Origin of the sequence: Providencia sp. PROV267 (assembly GCF_028477825.1) — a bacterium.
In the GTDB taxonomy this organism is placed as follows: domain Bacteria; phylum Pseudomonadota; class Gammaproteobacteria; order Enterobacterales; family Enterobacteriaceae; genus Providencia; species Providencia stuartii.
The window spans coordinates 330,225-348,084 of record NZ_JAMPLX010000011.1 but is presented as its reverse complement, the minus strand read 5'-3'; the positions used below and the strand labels follow the sequence as shown (position 1 = coordinate 348,084).

The window sequence follows — 17,860 nt, the reverse complement described above, 5'->3', positions numbered from 1 at the left end:
CTTCTGCTCATTGAGTCTTATGACTTAATTTTAATAATTTGCGCCAACACTTTTTTAATATAATTAAAATCATTACATAAATATAAATCCTATTACTTAGGACTGATAGATTAATTAAAAATGTTCGTATCATTTTTATTTAAACATTAGAATTGGAGAATTTATCCATGATTAAAATCTCTCGAGGCATCAGAAACAATAACCCCGGTAACATTGAATACAATGAAGCCAATCATTGGAAGGGGCAACTACCACACGATAAATCTATTGAAAAACGATTTTGTCGATTTGAATCTTCAGAATATGGTATCAGAGCACTATTCGCGTTACTGCGTACCTATCAACGTAGATACTCATTGCAAACCGTATCTCAATTAATTAGTCGATGGGCACCTAGCAATGAAAATCAAACAAGCGATTATATTAATGATATTGCTAAAGCGCTAAATGTATCCCCCAATACATTTATTAATCTTGAAAACAAATCAATTTTAATAAAACTCGCTAAATCGATTATTAAGCATGAAAATGGAACACAACCTTATGATAATGAAACATTTGAAAGAGCGTGGAACTTGCTATGATGGTATCGGCACTATTGGTTAACTTATCAATAAGCTGACGAAATAAGACTATATGGCATATTTAAAGCCACTTTCTCATCAGTATGTTTTATGAAAATTTCACCATTCTGTATAATTTAGGAGGCCATAGACAAAAACAATACATATATTGACTGAGCAAACTGTATGTGAGAGTTATTTTCCCTCATAATGCAGTTTAATATTTTTATTTATCTTTGATAAATATTAACTACTCTCTTCCTAAAAAGAGGGGATGGTAATAGAGAAAAAACAATAGCCAACATTTTAGTATCTACTAGTGATCATTTATGTTTTTAGTTGGGCTATTTTCAATATTTTTCATTAGCTTTTGATAAACACATAATAAAAAATATACGCATCTAGATAACCGAATTAGTTTAATAAAATAACAACAGAGAGTTCATTCTTTATAGGTTATACATCATTTAAATATGGTTGTTAATTTTTACATGAGGATACTTCTATGAGAACAACATTTATTGCTATATCAATGCTTTTCCTTTCAATGTCAGCATTAGCTGATAATAACGTACTTCGCCATGGTTATATCGATAATCCACCAAGCCGCGCTTTTCTTTGTTCATCCATGGGTGGCAATTTAAATAAAATGTGTGGTGCCGTTCAATATGAGCCTCAATCGGTTGAAGGCCCTAAAGGTTTCCCAGAAAGGGGGCCAAAGGATGGTCAAATCGCGAGTGGAGGTAACGCCAATTTTTCTCAGTTAAATGAACAGTCGAACAGTCGTTGGCATAAAGTGAATGTATCTAGTGGTAAAAATGTATTTTCTTGGACATTAACTGCATCACACAGAACGACATCATGGCAATTTTTTATCACTAAACAAAATTGGGATCCAAATAAACCATTAACACGTAATGATTTTGATTTAAAACCGTTTTGTGAACAACAAGATAGAGGAAATGTACCCAAAAATAACGTAAGAATAGAGTGTAATATTCCAAAACGTACAGGATACCAAATTATTCTTGGTGTCTGGACGATTGCGGATACAGCCAACGCTTTTTATCAAGTAATCGATGCTAATATGAAATAGTTTGGCTAAAAATAGCTTACCCTAATTGATGAAATAACCTATTAATAAAAAATAAGTACTTTTTATATTTTAACCTATCATACATTTAATAGTTAATGACTTAGTTCATTAAATATTAAGTGTATTTTTTTGCCTTGTGATTTAGCCAGTAATTTAACCCTCTTGCATCTTCCTTAATAAAGTTTGAGCAAGCCAACTTACCCGTATCTATTTGATTGGCATTATTTTCCAATGGTTTAACGATTTTTGATATTCAATGCTAAATTTAAAATCAATTATTACCCATAAAATGACCAAATATTACAATGAAATCATTATAATTTCCCTCAAGCTAACTTGCTAAACTCAACAACAATAATCAAATGATATCTATGAGGCATACAGATGGAGCTACAATCAATTATTCTGTTTAGTGCGACGGTGATCCCTCTTATTTGTACACCGGGTCCTGATATTCTTTTTATCTCTTCGCAAGGGCTATCGGGAGGCGTATCTGCTGTATGGAAAGCTAATATTGGCATTATCTCGGGCTATATTATGCATGCTATCCTAGCCGCTTTAGGTCTCGCTGCGATAGTGGCTGCGTCACCACGCTTATTTAATACTATTAAATGGGTCGGTGTCGCTTATGTCGCATATTTAGCCATAAAAATGATCTTATCTGCCATGAAACCAAGCCAGATAACGCTAAAATCAGCGTCATCTAAAGGTGTCATTCTGAAAGGTTTTCTAACTAGCTTTCTTAACCCCAAAGAACTCTTAGTCTACTTTGCCATTTTACCTAATTTTATTCACTCTTCGGACAGTGTTGCTATTCAGTCTATTATTTTATCAACGTCCTTTATTGCCTCATGTATCGTGATTTATGGCATGATTGGTATGGTATTTGCCACCGTACATAAAAAAGGAAATTACAGCGATAAGCGTCGCCGTCTAACGGAAGGCGTTGCTGGAGGCATGTTGTCACTCGCGGCGATTGGCTTAGCCAATAGCTAACAGGCCGTAATATCAACCCAAATTAATTTGCTACCTGCCACACGAGGCGTAATATGCCCTTCCCCAATGTCAGGTAGCCACCAGCCCCCTTGATTAACGGCCATAATTTTACAGTTCGCCCCAGAGACATCCCATTCCCCAGCTAAGACATACACTATCCCTGCCTGCCCTATTGGCAAACGTTGTTCTTGTGCAATCACATGGCTTTTAACTCGCCAACGCTCAGGGTTAACCGATACGTTAAGTAAACGGACTGGGGAGCCTCTTAATTCAAGTTCAATCAATTGTTCCCCCTCAGAATGAAAAGCGTCACCAATTTTTGCCATAGAATGCTTAGTCTTTTGTTGATCTCGAATAGACAGCTGACCATTATCCAAAGAAATACAAAATTGTTCACTTTCAGCGTGCTGTTTTAAAACACTCGATTGATTGATTTGTGTAATGCTTACTCGAAGCGAAAAGTCAGATGCGACAGGCCAACAAAAAACTTCAGCGCTGTTCCCACACTTATCTTGCCATTCTTCAATGGGTAACTCTGCCGCATCAAAACATTTAATTTTCATACATTCCCCCGAGCAATCAATTATCCGTTATGATAATTAAGAGTGGCAAACTTAGTGACTTAGGGCAATGTTTCGACACTTAAAATGTGACTAACCACGTTTCTCGGTAATCAATGAATAACATAAACGCCCTAATGTTTTCATCGCCTGTTCTAACTGTTCATTCCAAGTAAATGAAGTATTAAGTCTAAACGCATGGTTAAACTGATCACTGGTTGAAAACATACTGCCAGGCGCAATGCTTATCCCTTCCTTAAGGGCTAATTGGTAGAGACGTACCGCATTAAAAGGTGGTTCGAATTCTAACCATAAAAAATAGCCCCCTTTTGGCGTATTCACTTTAACGGAAGGCGGCATATATTGTGCGATTGCGCCTAACATTTGGTGTTGCCGCTGCTCCATTGTCTGACGTAGTTTCCGCAAGTGGTTGTCATATCCCCCCTGAGTAAGGTACTCCGCGATCGCCAGCTGTGTTGGAACGCTGGCAGAAACAGTACTCATCATCTGTAAATGCTGAATTTTTGTCGCGTGTTGCCCTGCCGCCACCCAACCGACCCGATACCCCGGTGCTAAACATTTCGAAAATGACGAACAATGGAAAAAGTTACCCTTAGTATCTAAAGCTTTGGCAGGGATCGGCTGTTGATTACCAAAGTACAATTCGCCATACACATCATCTTCAATCAAAACAATTTGATTTTTATTCAAGATCTCCACCAGCCGTTTTTTATTTGCTGGCGGCATCGTGCCCCCAAGTGGGTTCTGGTAATGCGTCATTAACCAACAGGCTTTTATGGGGTATTTTGCGGCAATATCTTCCAATGCGTCCAAATCAATCCCAAATAACGGATCTGTTTTAATGGCGATCGCTTTTAATTTTAGGCGTTCAATAGCCTGTAATGAACCATAAAAGGCAGGTGATTCGATAACCACCCAATCTCCCGGTTGGGTTACCGATTGTAGGCTTAATACTAGTGATTCCATCGCACCAGCCGTGATCACAATTTCATCGGGGGCAACATGGATCCCTTGGCTGGCATAGCGCTGAGCGATATTACGGCGTAATTGCTCGTTACCCGGCGGTAAATTCGCTGTCGTATTAAACCTCGCTAAACGCCGAGCCACTGACGCGAGAGTTTTCCCTAATTTCGGTTCATCAAGCAGTGCCGGTTCAGGGAATGCTGAGCCAAATGGAATAATGTCAGGATCTTTACAAGCTTGCAAAACACCAAAAATAGAGGCGTTGATCTCAACATTTTCATTAAGATGCAGGCCTTTTCCTCCCTTTGCTGCCGCAAAATTCGTATTTCGACGAGCAACATAGTACCCTGATTGTGGCCTTGCAGCGATCCAACCTTGGCTTTCGAGCAATTGGTAAGCCTGTACAACTGTCATTAAACTCAAACCTGATTGTTTTACACTTTCCCTAAGTGACGGTAATCTATCGCCAACTTGCCAGATATTATCTTCAATCTGTTGGCGTATTTGTGCAGCCAGTTGTTCGTATCGCGTCATATCCGCCTCAACTGTTATAGTTAATAACTCAAAAATTGTTACTATTATAGTTTATCGTCTCATGTTCTACTTATCCATACATTCACCTGACTTTTTTTTAACTATAAGCACAAAACTTTTTCGTTAGGTTTGTGGTTTTTTTCACAAGCCTGTCGTTTCAATGATTATTTTTGCTACGGAACAGCACCAACATTGCTAACGGAAAAACGAAACTGTGATGTGCGCATTATCAATTCCAATCAGGGGTCAATATGTTTGGACTAACTGCGCTGGAACTGGCTCGTATACAATTTGCGTTTACAGTCTCGTTCCATATTATTTTCCCAGCGATCACCATCGGGCTGGCGAGTTTCCTCGCGGTACTCGAAGGCTTGTGGCTGAAAACTCGGGATAGTGATTATATAAAATTGTTCCATTTTTGGTCGAAAGTCTTTGCGGTCAATTTCGGTATGGGGGTTGTTTCTGGCTTGGTGATGGCTTACCAGTTCGGAACTAACTGGAGCTTTTTTTCCGACTTTGCCGGTGGTATCACAGGGCCATTGCTAACTTATGAAGTCCTCACTGCTTTTTTCCTAGAGGCGGGCTTCCTTGGTGTCATGCTATTCGGTATGAACCGTGTTGGTGAAAAATTGCACTTCTTTGCAACCTGCATGGTTGCTCTCGGTACTATCATCTCAACGTTTTGGATCCTTGCATCAAACAGCTTTATGCAAACACCGCAAGGGTTTGAAATTATCGATAACCGCATCGTTCCCGTTGATTGGTTAGCCGTTATTTTCAATCCTTCATTCCCTTATCGGTTATTGCATATGACCACAGCGGCATTCCTTGCAGCCGCATTTTTCATTGGTGCTTCAGCAGCTTGGCACTTGCTTAAAGGCAATAAATCTTCTGCCATGAAGAAAATGTTTTCCATGTCATTATGGCTGATTTTAATTTTAGCGCCTCTGCAAGCCCTTATTGGCGATGCTCATGGGTTAAATACCCTAAAACATCAACCCGTTAAAGTCGCGGCTATGGAAGGTCATTGGGAGAATAAACCAGGTGAAGCCACCCCATTGATCCTTTTCGGTATTCCTAATATGGAAAAAGAGAAAACCGAATACGCACTCGAAATTCCCTATCTTGCGAGCATCATTTTGACCCATAGTCTTGATAAGCAAGTTCCTGCGTTGAAAGATTATCCACCCGAAGATAGACCAAATGTCTTCATGGTGTTCTGGTCATTCCGTGTCATGGTAGGGCTAGGTTTGTTAATGATTGCGGCTGGTGTTTGGGGATTATGGCTGCGTTATCGCAAAAACCTTTATGAATCGAAAGTTTTCTTGCGTTTTATGTTCGTCATGGCGCCATCAGGGCTAATCGCTATCTTAGCTGGTTGGTTTACCACTGAAATAGGTCGTCAGCCTTGGGTCGTCTATGGGCTACAAAGAACTGCGGACGCTGTCAGTGCGCATGGTGAAATGCATATGAGTATTAGTCTACTGGCTTTCTTTGCTGTTTACGGCAGTGTGTTCGGTATCGGCTATATGTACATGATGAAATTAATTCGTAAAGGGATCCAGGAGGATACAGCTCATGGGCATTGATTTACCACTCATTTGGTTTGTCATCATTGTCTTTAGTATTTTGATGTATATCGTGATGGATGGCTTCGATTTAGGAATCGGTATCTTGTACCCAGCCCTTAAAGATAGCCAAGATCGCGACTTGATGATGAACAGTGTCGCCCCGGTTTGGGATGGCAACGAAACTTGGCTAGTATTAGGCGGTGCGGGGCTATTTGGCGCTTTCCCGCTCGCTTATGCCATTGTGCTTGATGCCTTATCGATTCCTCTAACTTTTATGTTGTTAGCCTTGATTTTCCGAGGCGTGGCATTTGAGTTCCGCTTTAGAGCGGATGAGTCGCATCGTAAACATTGGGATCACGCCTTTATTTGGGGTTCGATTTTCGCCACTTTTGTTCAAGGCGTCGTTGTTGGTGCCTTTATTCAAGGCTTCCATGTTGAAAACCGTGTGTATATGGGCGGCTATTTCGATTGGTTCTCACCGTTCCCACTATTTTGTGGTTTTGGTTTAGTGGTTGCTTATGCACTACTGGCCTGCGGTTGGCTGATCATGAAAACTGAAGGTCATTTGCGCCAAACCATGTACCGTTTATTGCGACCATTAACACTCGTGATGTTGGCTGTGATTGTTATCATCAGTGCATGGACACCTGTTCTCAATGAGGCTATTTATAGCCGTTGGTTTAGCTTACCAAATCTCTTTTTCTTCCTGCCAGTTCCATTATTAGTCGTGTGGTGTGTTTGGGTCATGCTAAAAAGCGCCAAACGACAAAAATGGGATAGCATTCCTTTCTTAGCTGCGTTGCTATTAATTTTCCTTGGTTTTACGGGGTTAGGGATCAGTATTTGGCCAAATCTCATTCCACCCGCCATCAGTTTCCGTGATGCGGCTGGGCCAATGGAAAGTTTAGGTTTTATGCTTGTTGGCGCTCTATTTATTATCCCTATTATTTTGGTTTATACCTATTGGAGTTACTATGTCTTCAGAGGAAAAATTACCCCAGACCAAGGTTACCACTGATCAGGCTATTTCATCACCTTGGTGGAAAAAGATAGGTTGGATGGCGATTATTTGGTTAGGAAGTGTACTGGCGCTATTTGCATTCTCTTCCGTATTTAGGTTGTTAATGACTGCCGCGGGGATGAAAGTCAAGTAATCCCCCTCACACAAATGCCACACTCGTTTCTGACGAATGTGGCATTTTTTTGGATATAAAAATGTTTGGTTTCCGGTTATTTATATTCAATAAAACCATGATATGATAATGATAACAATTACCAAATAATAATTTTATCATTATCATAACTAAAAGGAGACCGCCTGTGGCTAGTGACAAACCCGTCGAAAAGAATATTTACCGCCCGGCGCCACCGCAGCTTGTTCAGGTCAAATCCATTACAGATATCAGCCCTTCTATTCGCAGCATTACCTTTACGGGAGAAAGACTGGGTGACTATCCAACACAATGTGAAGGTGGTCATATCAAAATTTTTCTCGCCCCTGATTTAAAAAGCGAGCCTGCATTACCAATACTCAGTGAACAAGGGCGCCGCTGGCCAGAAGATAAGCCACGCCCCTTTGTGCGTACATATACCGTTCGAGCAATCCGCCCAGAGGTTAAAGAAATAGACGTTGAATTTGCCATGCATGATGGCGCTTCAGGACCAGCATATTTATTCGCTCGCGATGCGGAACAAGGTCACTGGATGGGGATCACCAATCCAGGAGGGCCTGATCCATTATTACCTCATACGCAACACTATTTCATGGCAGGAGACTCAAGCTCATTACCAGCGATTGCAGCATTACTCGAAAAAATGCCTGCAAATGCGACAGGTAAAGTCGTTTTACGTTTAGATCACCAAGGCGATATTCGCGAATTAACTAAACCTGCTGGTATCGAGGTAATATGGATTTGTGGTGATATTAGTAAAAATAATGAGCTAATTAATACGTTCAAATCTTGGGATATCCCGACCGAAGATACGTCATTTTGGATTGCCGGAGAAGACCAAATTATTCGCGATTTACGCCGTTTTATTCGCCGCGAAAAAGGGGTTAGTCGTGAAAGTATTTATGCGATACCTTATTGGCGTTATGGTTACGATGAAGAAGGTTATCATCAAGAAAGACATCATGTGATGGATAATCCTGATGATTAATATTTAATCTCTACTGATGAAAAGTGATGGCACTCACCATCACTTTATTATTGTGTAAATATTCCACATAAACAATCCATTGAATAAAAACTTCAAAGTATGCTATCTGGCTATTTATCCATAAATTAAATATATTAATTAGCCAGCTGGTTTTTAAAAATTGATATTTTGAATTATGTTAGTCCTTTTCATTTTAGGAGGTTTGTATGCGTTTAGGGTTATTAGTTATTATTGCTGTCCTCGTGTCTGGATGCGCCACTTCCCCCAATTCTGCTCACAAGGATAGTCAACCGAAAAATGATCCATATGAAGATAGCGTATTAAATACAATCAAGAAAAACCAAGAGATTTATAAAGAGCAGCAGATTAGAAAACCCAACTATTAAAGCCCTCTCTTCGAGTACTTTTCCCTAAAAACAGCCATTAACGTGGCCTGTTTTTAGTTTCCAATAGCTCAATCTTACCCACACCCCCCTATTCACCCCAAAAATATTTTTGCATTCATTAAATGTTATGTTATAACATAACCTTAATTTATTATGGACTATAGGAACCTTCAATGAATAAGCAACCCCTTATTGCCGCTGCATTAAGTCTCAGTGCACTTTTTGTTAGCTTTAATACACAAGCTCATAGTCATGCTCACCCGCAATCCGAAAAAGCGATACAAGCAAGTAAAGGTATTTTTAATGATGTTGATGTAAAAGATAGAAAGCTCAGTGATTGGGATGGCATCTGGGAGTCAATTTACCCATTATTAATAACTGGCAAACTCGATCCCGTATTGGAGCATAAAGCAAAAAACAATAAAGACAAAACCGTCGATGAGTATCGCGCTTATTATAAAAAAGGTTATCAAACGGACGTTGAGAATATCAGTATTGAGAATAACATTATTGAATTTACCCAGAATGGTCAAATCAGCCGTTGTGAATACCACTATTCCGGTTTTAAAATCCTCCATTATACTTCCGGTAAAAAAGGGGTTCGTTATTTATTCGAATGCCAAGACAAACACTCAAAAGCACCGAAATATATCCAATTTAGTGACCATATTATTGAACCGCAGGCCTCAGGGCATTTTCACCTCTATATGGGGAATGAATCCCACGAAAAACTATTACAACAAATGGATAATTGGCCAACTTATTACCCCTATTCGCTTAATGATGAACAAATTGTCCATGAAATGCTGCATCATTAATCATCATTAGATTTGCAAATAGCCCCAGTTTTATTGGCTAACAACTGGGGCTATCACATCACTTAATGGCTATAAGCTAATAATGCTCGATGACAAAGCGTTGAACGCACACAATCATCTACCGTGAAATTAACCATTGAGACCATTTCATCACTGCTAAAACGTTGTAAGGCATCTGCCAAACCAGATATAACGCCATCAGGTAAATCACATTGCGTCACATCACCATTCACTATAACAGTGACATTTTCCCCTAACCGCGTTAAAAACATTTTCATCTGACTAACAGTAACGTTTTGAGCTTCATCCAGAATGACAATCGCATTTTCAAATGTGCGACCACGCATGTAAGCAAAAGGTGAAATTTCAACTTTGGCAATTTCAGGCCGTAAACAGTATTGCAAAAAGGAGTTACCAAGCCTTTTCACTAACACGTCATAAACGGGTCGGAAATATGGCGCAAATTTTTCAGCCATATCACCCGGAAGAAAACCGAGATCTTCTTCTGCCTGCAAAACAGGCCTTGTCACGATGATTTTGTTGATATCTTTATTAATTAACGCATCTGCTGCCAGTGCAGTACTAATATAGGTTTTGCCACAACCCGCCTCACCGTTCGCAAAAATTAATTGCTTGTGTTTAATCGAATTAATATAGAGCTTTTGCGCATCATTGCGTGGAGTAATCGGCGATGTATCACGCCGCTCTTTCGCCATACCAATAGGTTCAATCCCCGTAAAATCAGCAAAAGAGGCCACACTTGCCATTTCGTAACGACCTGCGCGCTCTTTACGTAATGACCGTTTCATTTCACGACGCGTCTTTGTTGCAGCTTTCTGTCTACTCATAGTATTAACCCTTCCAGGTATCGTTAAAGTCAATTCAAATGACGGACTATTCAGAACAGAGAGGAGCTCCCTTCAAGCTCATGTTGGTTGAACATGCAATAAAAAAACCGGTTACTAATCTCACCATGACAATTTCATGATGGAGTAGTAACCGGCCTTGTAAAAGCATTAACAAAGACTTAGTTCCCATTAGTTCCTCCCTGCTGGATCACACCCGTAAACTAATGAATTTATATGACACTATTATGACGAACTGTAAAAATATTACACACCCGACTTTTTATCATGTTGCATTTATTCCTTATAAACAGACTATACCCCTGTCTATATTTTGTTTGCAACAATAAATTAACATTTATTCCCTACAATTATTCCGTATTTATCATAGCTTAAGAAGATTCTGACTGATATTTAACTAAATATGACTATATTTTATTGATAGGTATAGGAAAAATATTATTTTCCAGTGCCTAACTGAAATTTTCATATTTACCTCAATAGGGACATCATGATAAAAAAACACTTATTAAAACCAACTTTACTTTTCTCCTTTGCTCTACTTATCTCTGGTTGTCAACTACTCACACCAACATCTTCAAAATCTGATCTAGATGCACTTCGTGAACTCAAAGGTATTGAATTTCCTTCAACTAAAACGCCAGAAGGCACACCTGAAGGCGCTTATGAATTTCATTACGATAATGGCCAATTGGAAACCAGAAGTTGGGTTAAAAAGGGGTGTTTAGATCGTTACATTGAGTCATTCTATGAGAATGGTAACGTTAAAATGTATACGCCAGTTAAAAACTGTAAAGTGAATGGATTAGTACGGATTTACCATGAAAATGGTCGTAAGGATATCGAAATGACCGCTACTGACGGAAAACTTACAGGCCCATTTAAAGTTTATCACGACACCCCAAGCAACAACGTTTATGCTTCCGGTGTTTTCAAAGATGGTGAACCACAAGGTTTTATCTCTGAATTTGATGAAAATGGGCAGTTCGTTCAAAAATCCGCCGTTATTAATGGCAAAATTGTCAGCGAAAAATAATATAAAAAAACCCAAAAGTGATGAACAGCACCCCAAACGTTGTAGTACAACTTTGGGGTGTTTTTTTACTTTACCTTAAAAACACCTTTTAAGGCTTACAGTTACCTGCCAATTCATAGCCTGCGGCTTGTGCGGCTAACTCATCGCTGAACATCACTGCATTTTTATCGGATGTTGTTTTAAAACCAGAGCAATGTGCTAAATGGTATTTATGTGAGTTACGATTACCTTTTACTTGAGTACTGGTTTCAGATGCTTGAGGTTTTGGTGTCTCTTTTGTAGGTGCAGGCGATAACTTATCAACTTGCTTAATCCCTTGAGCACTATTTTTATGCCCAAGCTCCCATTTCATTTCCCCCGTGACAAAGGGGTTATGGTGCCCCATGATTGCAGCAATGCGTTCGTCACGTTGTTTTTCCCACTGACTCGGCGGATATTGTCTATCCCATGCCATCAATAGTTGTTGCTGTTGACGTGACATCGACAAGTTATAACGGTCATGCATGTAAAAATAGACACGAGCCACTTGCCCCTTCACTTCATCTCTAGGTTCAAAAACGCGTTGCTTAAAATCAACTCGGCTACGACATTGACCATAAGGATATTGCGCATTAGAGGGAAGTTGAGCATAGCTAAAATTACTACGGTCACCATTTACTTCACCAATTGATGGTGCAAGGTTATGCATATCGGCTTCCATCTTACGAAAGATAGGATCTGTTGAAACACAGTTTTTACGTCCACCGTTCTGCCAACATTGTCTCTGATGACCAAATACCCATGCCGGAACAATATGTTCCCACTCAATACGCATTGCCCTATTTTGCTGTTTACGGACTTGGTAACCACACGAGTTTAAATCGACTACCCCACCACTTTTACCGGCCCACTCCCATTTACAACCACAGTAAAGTGTTCCCTCACCTTGATTGTTTTGATCCAGATATACTTTAGTTTTACTTAATAATTTCGCTTCATCAAACTGTCCTGGCGCAGCGATAAGCGGGAAAGTAAATATTAATAAAAAGAATGACAGTACCCATTTTGGGTACAATGAAGCGAATATTTTATTCAAAATAACACCACTGATGTTTTGATAATAAACAATTAACTTAAATGCGTTAGTGCATCCTGTAATATACTGCATATTTTCTTATGCCAGTACCACACAACCGAATATAAGCTTTTTTGCAGCTAATGAATATTAGAAACAACCGACTTACCACGATAAAATTGCACAACTACTCCATATTAGAGCAATTCAGTTATGTTAATAATTCTAATTAATAACAGGAATTGTTTATTAATCAATCTAACAACTTATAGTAAAAGCTATTGAAAGAGATATCAGATTAATTTTGAATAAAGGCTAGGTTGCCATAGTAAATAAAGTCAATAAAACGCCTTCTTGAATATCACATTTACCGAAGGCGTTTCTTGTTTTTTTATACACTTGGGCGTTTACGATATAACCACAAACCAGGAAGGGATAGACCAATTGATAAGGCCCCAACAATAAATGATGCTCGTAAAAAGTTGGTCACAAGAGTTTCAAATAACTCAGGGGTATAACCTAAATGAGAAATTTTGACGACGGAGATCATTGCGGTATAAGCACTGATCCCCGGAAACATCGGTATTACTGCTGCAACCGTAAAAACTTTAGGATGTGCTAACCATGTTCGAGACCATTGAATACCAATCGCGCCAATAAGAATAGCGGCAATAAAACTTGCCCATTCAATATTTAAGCCAAGTGTCATCATAGTCATACGTGAGCCATGACCAATAGCCCCTAACAAAGCACAATATTTCAATGCTTTGATCGGCACATTAAATACCATCGCAAAGCCAACAGCAGGGATAGCCGCTAGTAACATATCCTCTAAAAGTGCCAGTAAAAAACTCATGCCCACTCCCTTAGTCCCCAAATTGCCATTGCAATCACAACACCAATACATGTCGCCAGCGTCAGTAAGCTCGCCATCATCCACCGCGCTAACCCTGTATTAACATGGCCTTTAAACATATCGGCCACCGCATTAATTAATGGAAAACCCGGCACGAGTAGCAATACACTTGCTGCCATCGAAATACTTGCTGTCGGAGCAAAAAATGGCAATTTTAATAATAATCCGGAAACAGACGTTGCCACAAAAGCAGTAATACAAAAGTTAATCAAAGGATTCATTTGCCGAGAAGTCAGCACCTGACGAATATACATTGCACAACCACTCGCAATCAATGTCACTAAGGAGCCATCCCATCCTCCCCCATTTAATTTACTAAAACAGGCACAAGATAGAGCAACCATCAGCACCATTATCCAGCGTGGATAACGTAATGGTTTTATTGAGGACAATTTCTTCTCAAGTTGTTTGCGATCCAAAAGGTGATGCTCAACTAAAATGACAGCATGCTGTACCTCTGTCACCACATGCATATTAATACCACGGTCAATAATACGACGCGTCGACGTTAAACAGTGACCTTCAATTATGGTTGTCAGTACTAATGAATTCGAGGAAATAGCACTATCAACTTGATCTGCCCCGAGTGCAATCCCTAAGCGGCAGGTAAGCTGCTCCACCAGCATACTCTCCGCACCATGTTGTAATAATAAGAGGCCACACTGTATACATAATCGAGTGATCTCCCTTTGTGTTTCGGTAATCGCATGAATACCTTGCAACTCATCGATAGCCTCCCCTTTCATTTTTCCTCCAATCCACTGCGATGATTTAGATAACGATTTAAACGTGATAACCTTTAGCAACATCATAAAGTGAAATAATAGCCTGAATTATGATCTCTTTCAGGTTAAAGCATGATTAGTCATCACGAACTTTGCCTTTTCATGATAAGAATAGTTAGATAAATCATAATGCTAGGATGAGTATTGCATGAGTAGCCCATTTTTCGCTAAAACCCCTAAGGGGCAGCGTCGTAATAAAGCATTAATTAGTGCGGCTTCTGAAATTTTTATTCAATATGGATTTGAAGGAACAACACTTGATATGATCATTGAGCGTGCAGGAGGCTCTCGTTCCACGCTGTATAAAAACTTCGGTGATAAAGAAGGATTATTCGCTGCGGTCGTTGCATCAATGATTGACGATATTTTCGCCGATGATGAAAGTCATAATCCCCCTTCTCTCCATAGCATTGAATCTGTATTGTCTTTTTACGGCGCACGGTTTTTACTGAATGTGATTAAACCACAGTCTATTGGTTTATATCGTTTGATCCTTGGTGAATATAACCGCTTTCCTGAAATTAGCCATACTTTCTTTGAACAAGGGCCAGTACGTAGTTATCGGCTATTAACTGAGAAACTCCTTGAATTACCTGAAGTGAAAGTTAACGAACAAACGCTATTAAGTATTTCATCTCGATTTTTAGAAATGTTAAAAGCAGATGTTTTTATTAAAACCTTCTGTGTCACTGATTTTAAACCTAGCGATGAATTTATCACGCAACAAATTGCGCTCTCAGTGGACATCATCGCCAGTTATATTCGTAAAATTAGCCAATAGCGGTCATCGTCATTAAGAAATCAATGCCGTAGCATATTTTTTCGCTGCGGCGATGTTATGTTCAATAAACACTTCAGGCCCATAAAATGCAGAAAGTAACGGCGCCATTTGTTCCATATCTTCTTTATCACTCCCATCTGGTTGTAACGTCATCACCATTGCACGGCAGTGTTCAACCATCGGCTCTTTAGCATGTTTTAACCAACGGCGAACATATTTCATGGCATTCATATGTTCCTCAGACGGTTTTTCTTTGCTCTGTTTGACCGGCGGATAAACTAATACAAATTGCGCCCTTCTTGCCAATAACATATCCATTTCTTCTAACCATAAACGCGTTTCATCTAAGGTTTTTGGAAATGAATGGATTACACAAACTGGCCACTCAGCCGTATCAATAATCGTCTTATTTTGCATACCTAGCTCCCCCACAAAAAAGTGTACTTAACTGTACACTTTTAATTGCAACAGAGTCAAGAATGATTCTCATTTATATTTTTGCAAATTATGCTATTCACGCGGTGCTGTTATTACAGATAATTCCTAATATGCAGCAAAATTACCTACAGTAGAAAATATTGATTAAGAGAGGTGATGTCTTTTTGAATATGGAATGCTATTCTCGTTTTATTGTTACATCAAAAAAGCGAATAAATTATGAAAAAAAGATTTTCAGTTGCTTTCGGGGTTGCTGCACTATTAGCTGCATTTGGTGCGAATGCAGGAAAAAATTGCGATACTTATTTCCAAGAAATGAATGTGCTGGTTAAACAAGCTGAAGAGCAGTACAAAAATGACCCTAATGTTAAAGAAAGGATCACTGAGATGAAACATCAATTGGAAGAAGCGAAAAAAGCACTCGCTGATTATCCAGAAGATGCTCAAGAACAAGCATGTGAACAAGGCATTCAAGCTATTAAAGCAGCTAAAGAGGCAGTGGAAGGTAAATAATTTTTATCTCTATTATATTGATTTAATAGGGATAAATAAGCACAATCTGCTTTTTCGATGCGAATTTTAGCCTTGCTTTGGGCTAAGATGGTAATAGATTTGCGTTAAAGATTAGAGCGTTAATAAGGCCAGTATAATACTGGCCTTATTGTATTGGCGGGTTATCTGACTACCAGTACAGATATTTTCGCATAAGAAACAATGCCTGATGCGTTTGACCCTAGTAAGTGCGTTGTGATACTCGGGTTACGTGAACCAATCACAATCAGATCCGCACCTATTTCTTCTGCCTCAGCTAACACTTTATCTCTCGGTGAACCAAAAGCGACTTTGTAAGAAATATCTTCTTGTGGGTAATCGATCTTAGCAATAATCTCTTTTAACTGCTCTTCTGAACGTTCAACGGCTTTTTTAGCAAATGAAGATAAAAGATCATAATGATAGCTATAGCTCATTGAGAACCTTGAAACATCAGGAACTGAGTGGAAAAGATGTATTTTTGCCCCCGACATTTTTGCTAAATAAATTGCGTGTTTTAATGCTTTATCCGTCAGAATATCTTCAGAAATGTCTACGGGAACCAAAATTTTATTGTACATGCGATACCCCTATTAATTAGTCATCATTCTATTATCCACCTGTGATCCCTTAGTGCGATGTGATAACTAGGATACACTTTGTGAATGTTTATCTTTTTTGTTCACCAAAAGTATAGTCTTAATAAAAACAAACTGCCGTGAGCTACCAGACGATTTGTTAAAGCAAGTTCACAATTTTATCAATATGCTAACTATCTTCTAAGTGCCATTTATGTAAGATGCGGTGCAAAAAAGGTGTGACAATTAAGCCAATACTAATAATGAATACGCTCTGTAAAAACAGCCCATATATTGCGATAAAAAAACGCCCACCTTGCGTGATTGGTGCAGGCTCTATTGCTTGCCCACTTAGCATGGATAATGCATTAAGCATTGACTCCATCAAAGAATGACCTTCAATAAAATAAAAGCCAATAATACCGGGTAACAGCCCAAGGAAAAAAACCAATAGCGACAAAAAATAAAAACGTAATACCCTGAATAAGAAATGTTCAATGCGGATAACTTCTTGCGAAAACTTTTCCATAAATAAGCTCACCATTCCCAATAAAAATAGGGCCTATTCGGCTGAACTGTTACACTCAATACCTGATACCCAACAAGATAGAAGAAAAAGGTTTAATCACTCATCGCTTTATGACGATCGTGTAAAATAAAAAATAATGGGTTCAATAAAACCTATGCTAAATATCAGCATAGGTTTATTTAAAAAATTAACGAACTACCAATACAGAGGTTTCTGCGTAACGAACAATGCCCGCTGCGGTAGAGCCTAGGAGGTGTGTAGAAATATTCGGACGGCGTGAACCGATAACAATAATATCGGCGTTAATGTCTTTTGCAGTATTAATCACTTCATCACGAGGTGAGCCAAACGTTATGGTATAATTGACATCAGATAGTGGTAAATCAATCGTATCCATCAACATTTTCATGTCTTCTTCTGCTTTAACGGTTGCACGGTCTTTTATTTCCATATAACCAAGTGCATACGCATTAATAATAGCAGAAGAGATTGGTAGCACATGGATCAAATGAATTTTCGCACCAGACTGTTTAGCTAAATTAACTGCATGGCGAACAGCTTTACTTGTCAGTTCATCCTCAGTTAAATCTATAGGAACCAGAATCGTTTTATACATAACCCCTCCTGATAGAAAAAAGAATTTAAGTTAACAACAAAATTATAATCAAATACGCAAGA

The 17,860-nt window shown here is 39.0% G+C and carries 22 protein-coding genes; 12 read left to right on the top strand and 10 right to left on the bottom strand.

From position 1 onward, the window contains the following. Positions 1-167 precede the first annotated feature (167 nt). From PR709_RS10300 to PR709_RS10290, 3 genes are all read left to right on the top strand, one after another. Entirely contained in the window at positions 168-584 is a 417-nt protein-coding gene (locus tag PR709_RS10300) for a structural protein (protein WP_004919332.1), read from the top strand. Between the two features lie 511 nt (positions 585-1,095). Further along, positions 1,096-1,659: a lytic polysaccharide monooxygenase gene (locus tag PR709_RS10295; RefSeq protein ID WP_050979655.1), complete on the top strand. Its 564-nt coding sequence runs from the start codon at positions 1,096-1,098 to the stop codon at positions 1,657-1,659. 384 nt (positions 1,660-2,043) lie between these two features. Beyond that, entirely contained in the window at positions 2,044-2,655 is a 612-nt protein-coding gene (locus PR709_RS10290; RefSeq protein ID WP_272570882.1) for a LysE family translocator, read from the top strand. Here PR709_RS10290 and PR709_RS10285 read toward each other — a convergent pair. Together PR709_RS10285 and PR709_RS10280 are read right to left on the bottom strand one after the other, a co-directional pair. Beyond that, complete coding sequence (locus PR709_RS10285) at positions 2,652-3,218, bottom strand: HutD/Ves family protein (protein ID WP_004919326.1); 567 nt, start codon at positions 3,216-3,218, stop codon at positions 2,652-2,654. The two genes, PR709_RS10290 and PR709_RS10285, sit on opposite strands and share 4 nt — an antisense overlap. A gap of 90 nt (positions 3,219-3,308) precedes the next feature. Beyond that, on the bottom strand, positions 3,309-4,733 hold the full coding sequence (locus PR709_RS10280) for an aminotransferase-like domain-containing protein (RefSeq protein WP_004919324.1): 1,425 nt from the start codon (positions 4,731-4,733) through the stop codon (positions 3,309-3,311). Between the two features lie 251 nt (positions 4,734-4,984). Between PR709_RS10280 and PR709_RS10275 the strand changes: the two genes are divergently transcribed. The 6 genes from PR709_RS10275 (at position 4,985) to zinT (ending at position 9,668) form a co-directional block, all read left to right on the top strand. After that, the gene (locus PR709_RS10275) at positions 4,985-6,322 is read left to right on the top strand and encodes a cytochrome ubiquinol oxidase subunit I (protein ID WP_004919322.1); all 1,338 of its coding nucleotides are present in this window, start codon (positions 4,985-4,987) and stop codon (positions 6,320-6,322) included. Further along, entirely contained in the window at positions 6,312-7,322 is a 1,011-nt protein-coding gene (gene cydB / locus PR709_RS10270; RefSeq protein WP_004919319.1) for a cytochrome d ubiquinol oxidase subunit II, read from the top strand. The genes PR709_RS10275 and cydB overlap by 11 nt, the downstream gene beginning before the upstream one ends. After that, positions 7,279-7,458 carry a DUF2474 domain-containing protein gene (locus tag PR709_RS10265; protein WP_036940052.1) on the top strand — a complete coding sequence of 60 codons (180 nt, stop codon included), beginning with the start codon at positions 7,279-7,281 and terminating at the stop codon, positions 7,456-7,458. The genes cydB and PR709_RS10265 overlap by 44 nt, the downstream gene beginning before the upstream one ends. A gap of 166 nt (positions 7,459-7,624) precedes the next feature. Then, the gene (locus PR709_RS10260) at positions 7,625-8,464 is read left to right on the top strand and encodes a siderophore-interacting protein (RefSeq protein WP_004919311.1); all 840 of its coding nucleotides are present in this window, start codon (positions 7,625-7,627) and stop codon (positions 8,462-8,464) included. A 206-nt stretch (positions 8,465-8,670) separates the two neighbouring features. Continuing rightward, entirely contained in the window at positions 8,671-8,850 is a 180-nt protein-coding gene (locus PR709_RS10255) for a hypothetical protein (protein WP_004919309.1), read from the top strand. Between the two features lie 173 nt (positions 8,851-9,023). Then, complete coding sequence (gene zinT / locus PR709_RS10250; protein ID WP_004919308.1) at positions 9,024-9,668, top strand: metal-binding protein ZinT; 645 nt, start codon at positions 9,024-9,026, stop codon at positions 9,666-9,668. A gap of 62 nt (positions 9,669-9,730) precedes the next feature. Here zinT and phoH read toward each other — a convergent pair whose 3' ends face one another. After that, positions 9,731-10,516 (bottom strand): phosphate starvation-inducible protein PhoH, encoded by a 786-nt coding sequence (gene phoH, locus PR709_RS10245; protein ID WP_004919306.1) that lies wholly within the window; start codon positions 10,514-10,516, stop codon positions 9,731-9,733. A 508-nt stretch (positions 10,517-11,024) separates the two neighbouring features. Between phoH and PR709_RS10240 the strand changes: the two genes are divergently transcribed. Continuing rightward, the gene (locus tag PR709_RS10240) at positions 11,025-11,570 is read left to right on the top strand and encodes a toxin-antitoxin system YwqK family antitoxin (RefSeq protein ID WP_004919304.1); all 546 of its coding nucleotides are present in this window, start codon (positions 11,025-11,027) and stop codon (positions 11,568-11,570) included. Positions 11,571-11,658: 88 nt separating this feature from the next. On the opposite strand, the gene PR709_RS10235 is transcribed toward PR709_RS10240, so the two are convergent. The 3 genes from PR709_RS10235 to PR709_RS10225 all read right to left on the bottom strand — a co-directional run bounded on the left by PR709_RS10235 (position 11,659) and on the right by PR709_RS10225 (position 14,286). Further along, positions 11,659-12,717 carry an endonuclease gene (locus PR709_RS10235; RefSeq protein ID WP_004919302.1) on the bottom strand — a complete coding sequence of 353 codons (1,059 nt, stop codon included), beginning with the start codon at positions 12,715-12,717 and terminating at the stop codon, positions 11,659-11,661. 298 nt (positions 12,718-13,015) lie between these two features. Then, positions 13,016-13,480: a threonine/serine exporter gene (locus PR709_RS10230; RefSeq protein ID WP_004919301.1), complete on the bottom strand. Its 465-nt coding sequence runs from the start codon at positions 13,478-13,480 to the stop codon at positions 13,016-13,018. Next, entirely contained in the window at positions 13,477-14,286 is an 810-nt protein-coding gene (locus PR709_RS10225) for a threonine/serine ThrE exporter family protein (protein ID WP_042116536.1), read from the bottom strand. Before PR709_RS10225 ends, PR709_RS10230 begins: the two co-directional genes overlap by 4 nt. Before the next feature lie 187 nt (positions 14,287-14,473). On the opposite strand from PR709_RS10225, the gene PR709_RS10220 reads away from it, so the two are divergent. Beyond that, positions 14,474-15,106 carry a TetR/AcrR family transcriptional regulator gene (locus tag PR709_RS10220; RefSeq protein ID WP_004919299.1) on the top strand — a complete coding sequence of 211 codons (633 nt, stop codon included), beginning with the start codon at positions 14,474-14,476 and terminating at the stop codon, positions 15,104-15,106. 12 nt (positions 15,107-15,118) lie between these two features. On the opposite strand, the gene PR709_RS10215 is transcribed toward PR709_RS10220, so the two are convergent. Then, a complete protein-coding gene (locus tag PR709_RS10215) occupies positions 15,119-15,523 on the bottom strand; it encodes a hypothetical protein (RefSeq protein WP_042116534.1) in 405 nt (134 codons plus the stop codon). A 240-nt stretch (positions 15,524-15,763) separates the two neighbouring features. Here PR709_RS10215 and PR709_RS10210 point away from each other — a divergent pair, with 240 nt between their 5' ends. Further along, entirely contained in the window at positions 15,764-16,057 is a 294-nt protein-coding gene (locus PR709_RS10210; RefSeq protein ID WP_004919297.1) for a DUF5339 family protein, read from the top strand. 161 nt (positions 16,058-16,218) lie between these two features. On the opposite strand, the gene PR709_RS10205 is transcribed toward PR709_RS10210, so the two are convergent. From PR709_RS10205 to PR709_RS10195, 3 genes are all read right to left on the bottom strand, one after another. Then, positions 16,219-16,656 (bottom strand): universal stress protein, encoded by a 438-nt coding sequence (locus PR709_RS10205; protein ID WP_004919296.1) that lies wholly within the window; start codon positions 16,654-16,656, stop codon positions 16,219-16,221. 187 nt (positions 16,657-16,843) lie between these two features. Next, positions 16,844-17,182 carry a hypothetical protein gene (locus PR709_RS10200; protein WP_004919295.1) on the bottom strand — a complete coding sequence of 113 codons (339 nt, stop codon included), beginning with the start codon at positions 17,180-17,182 and terminating at the stop codon, positions 16,844-16,846. 187 nt (positions 17,183-17,369) lie between these two features. Then, entirely contained in the window at positions 17,370-17,798 is a 429-nt protein-coding gene (locus PR709_RS10195) for a universal stress protein (protein WP_004919294.1), read from the bottom strand. Positions 17,799-17,860: the final 62 nt, after the last annotated feature.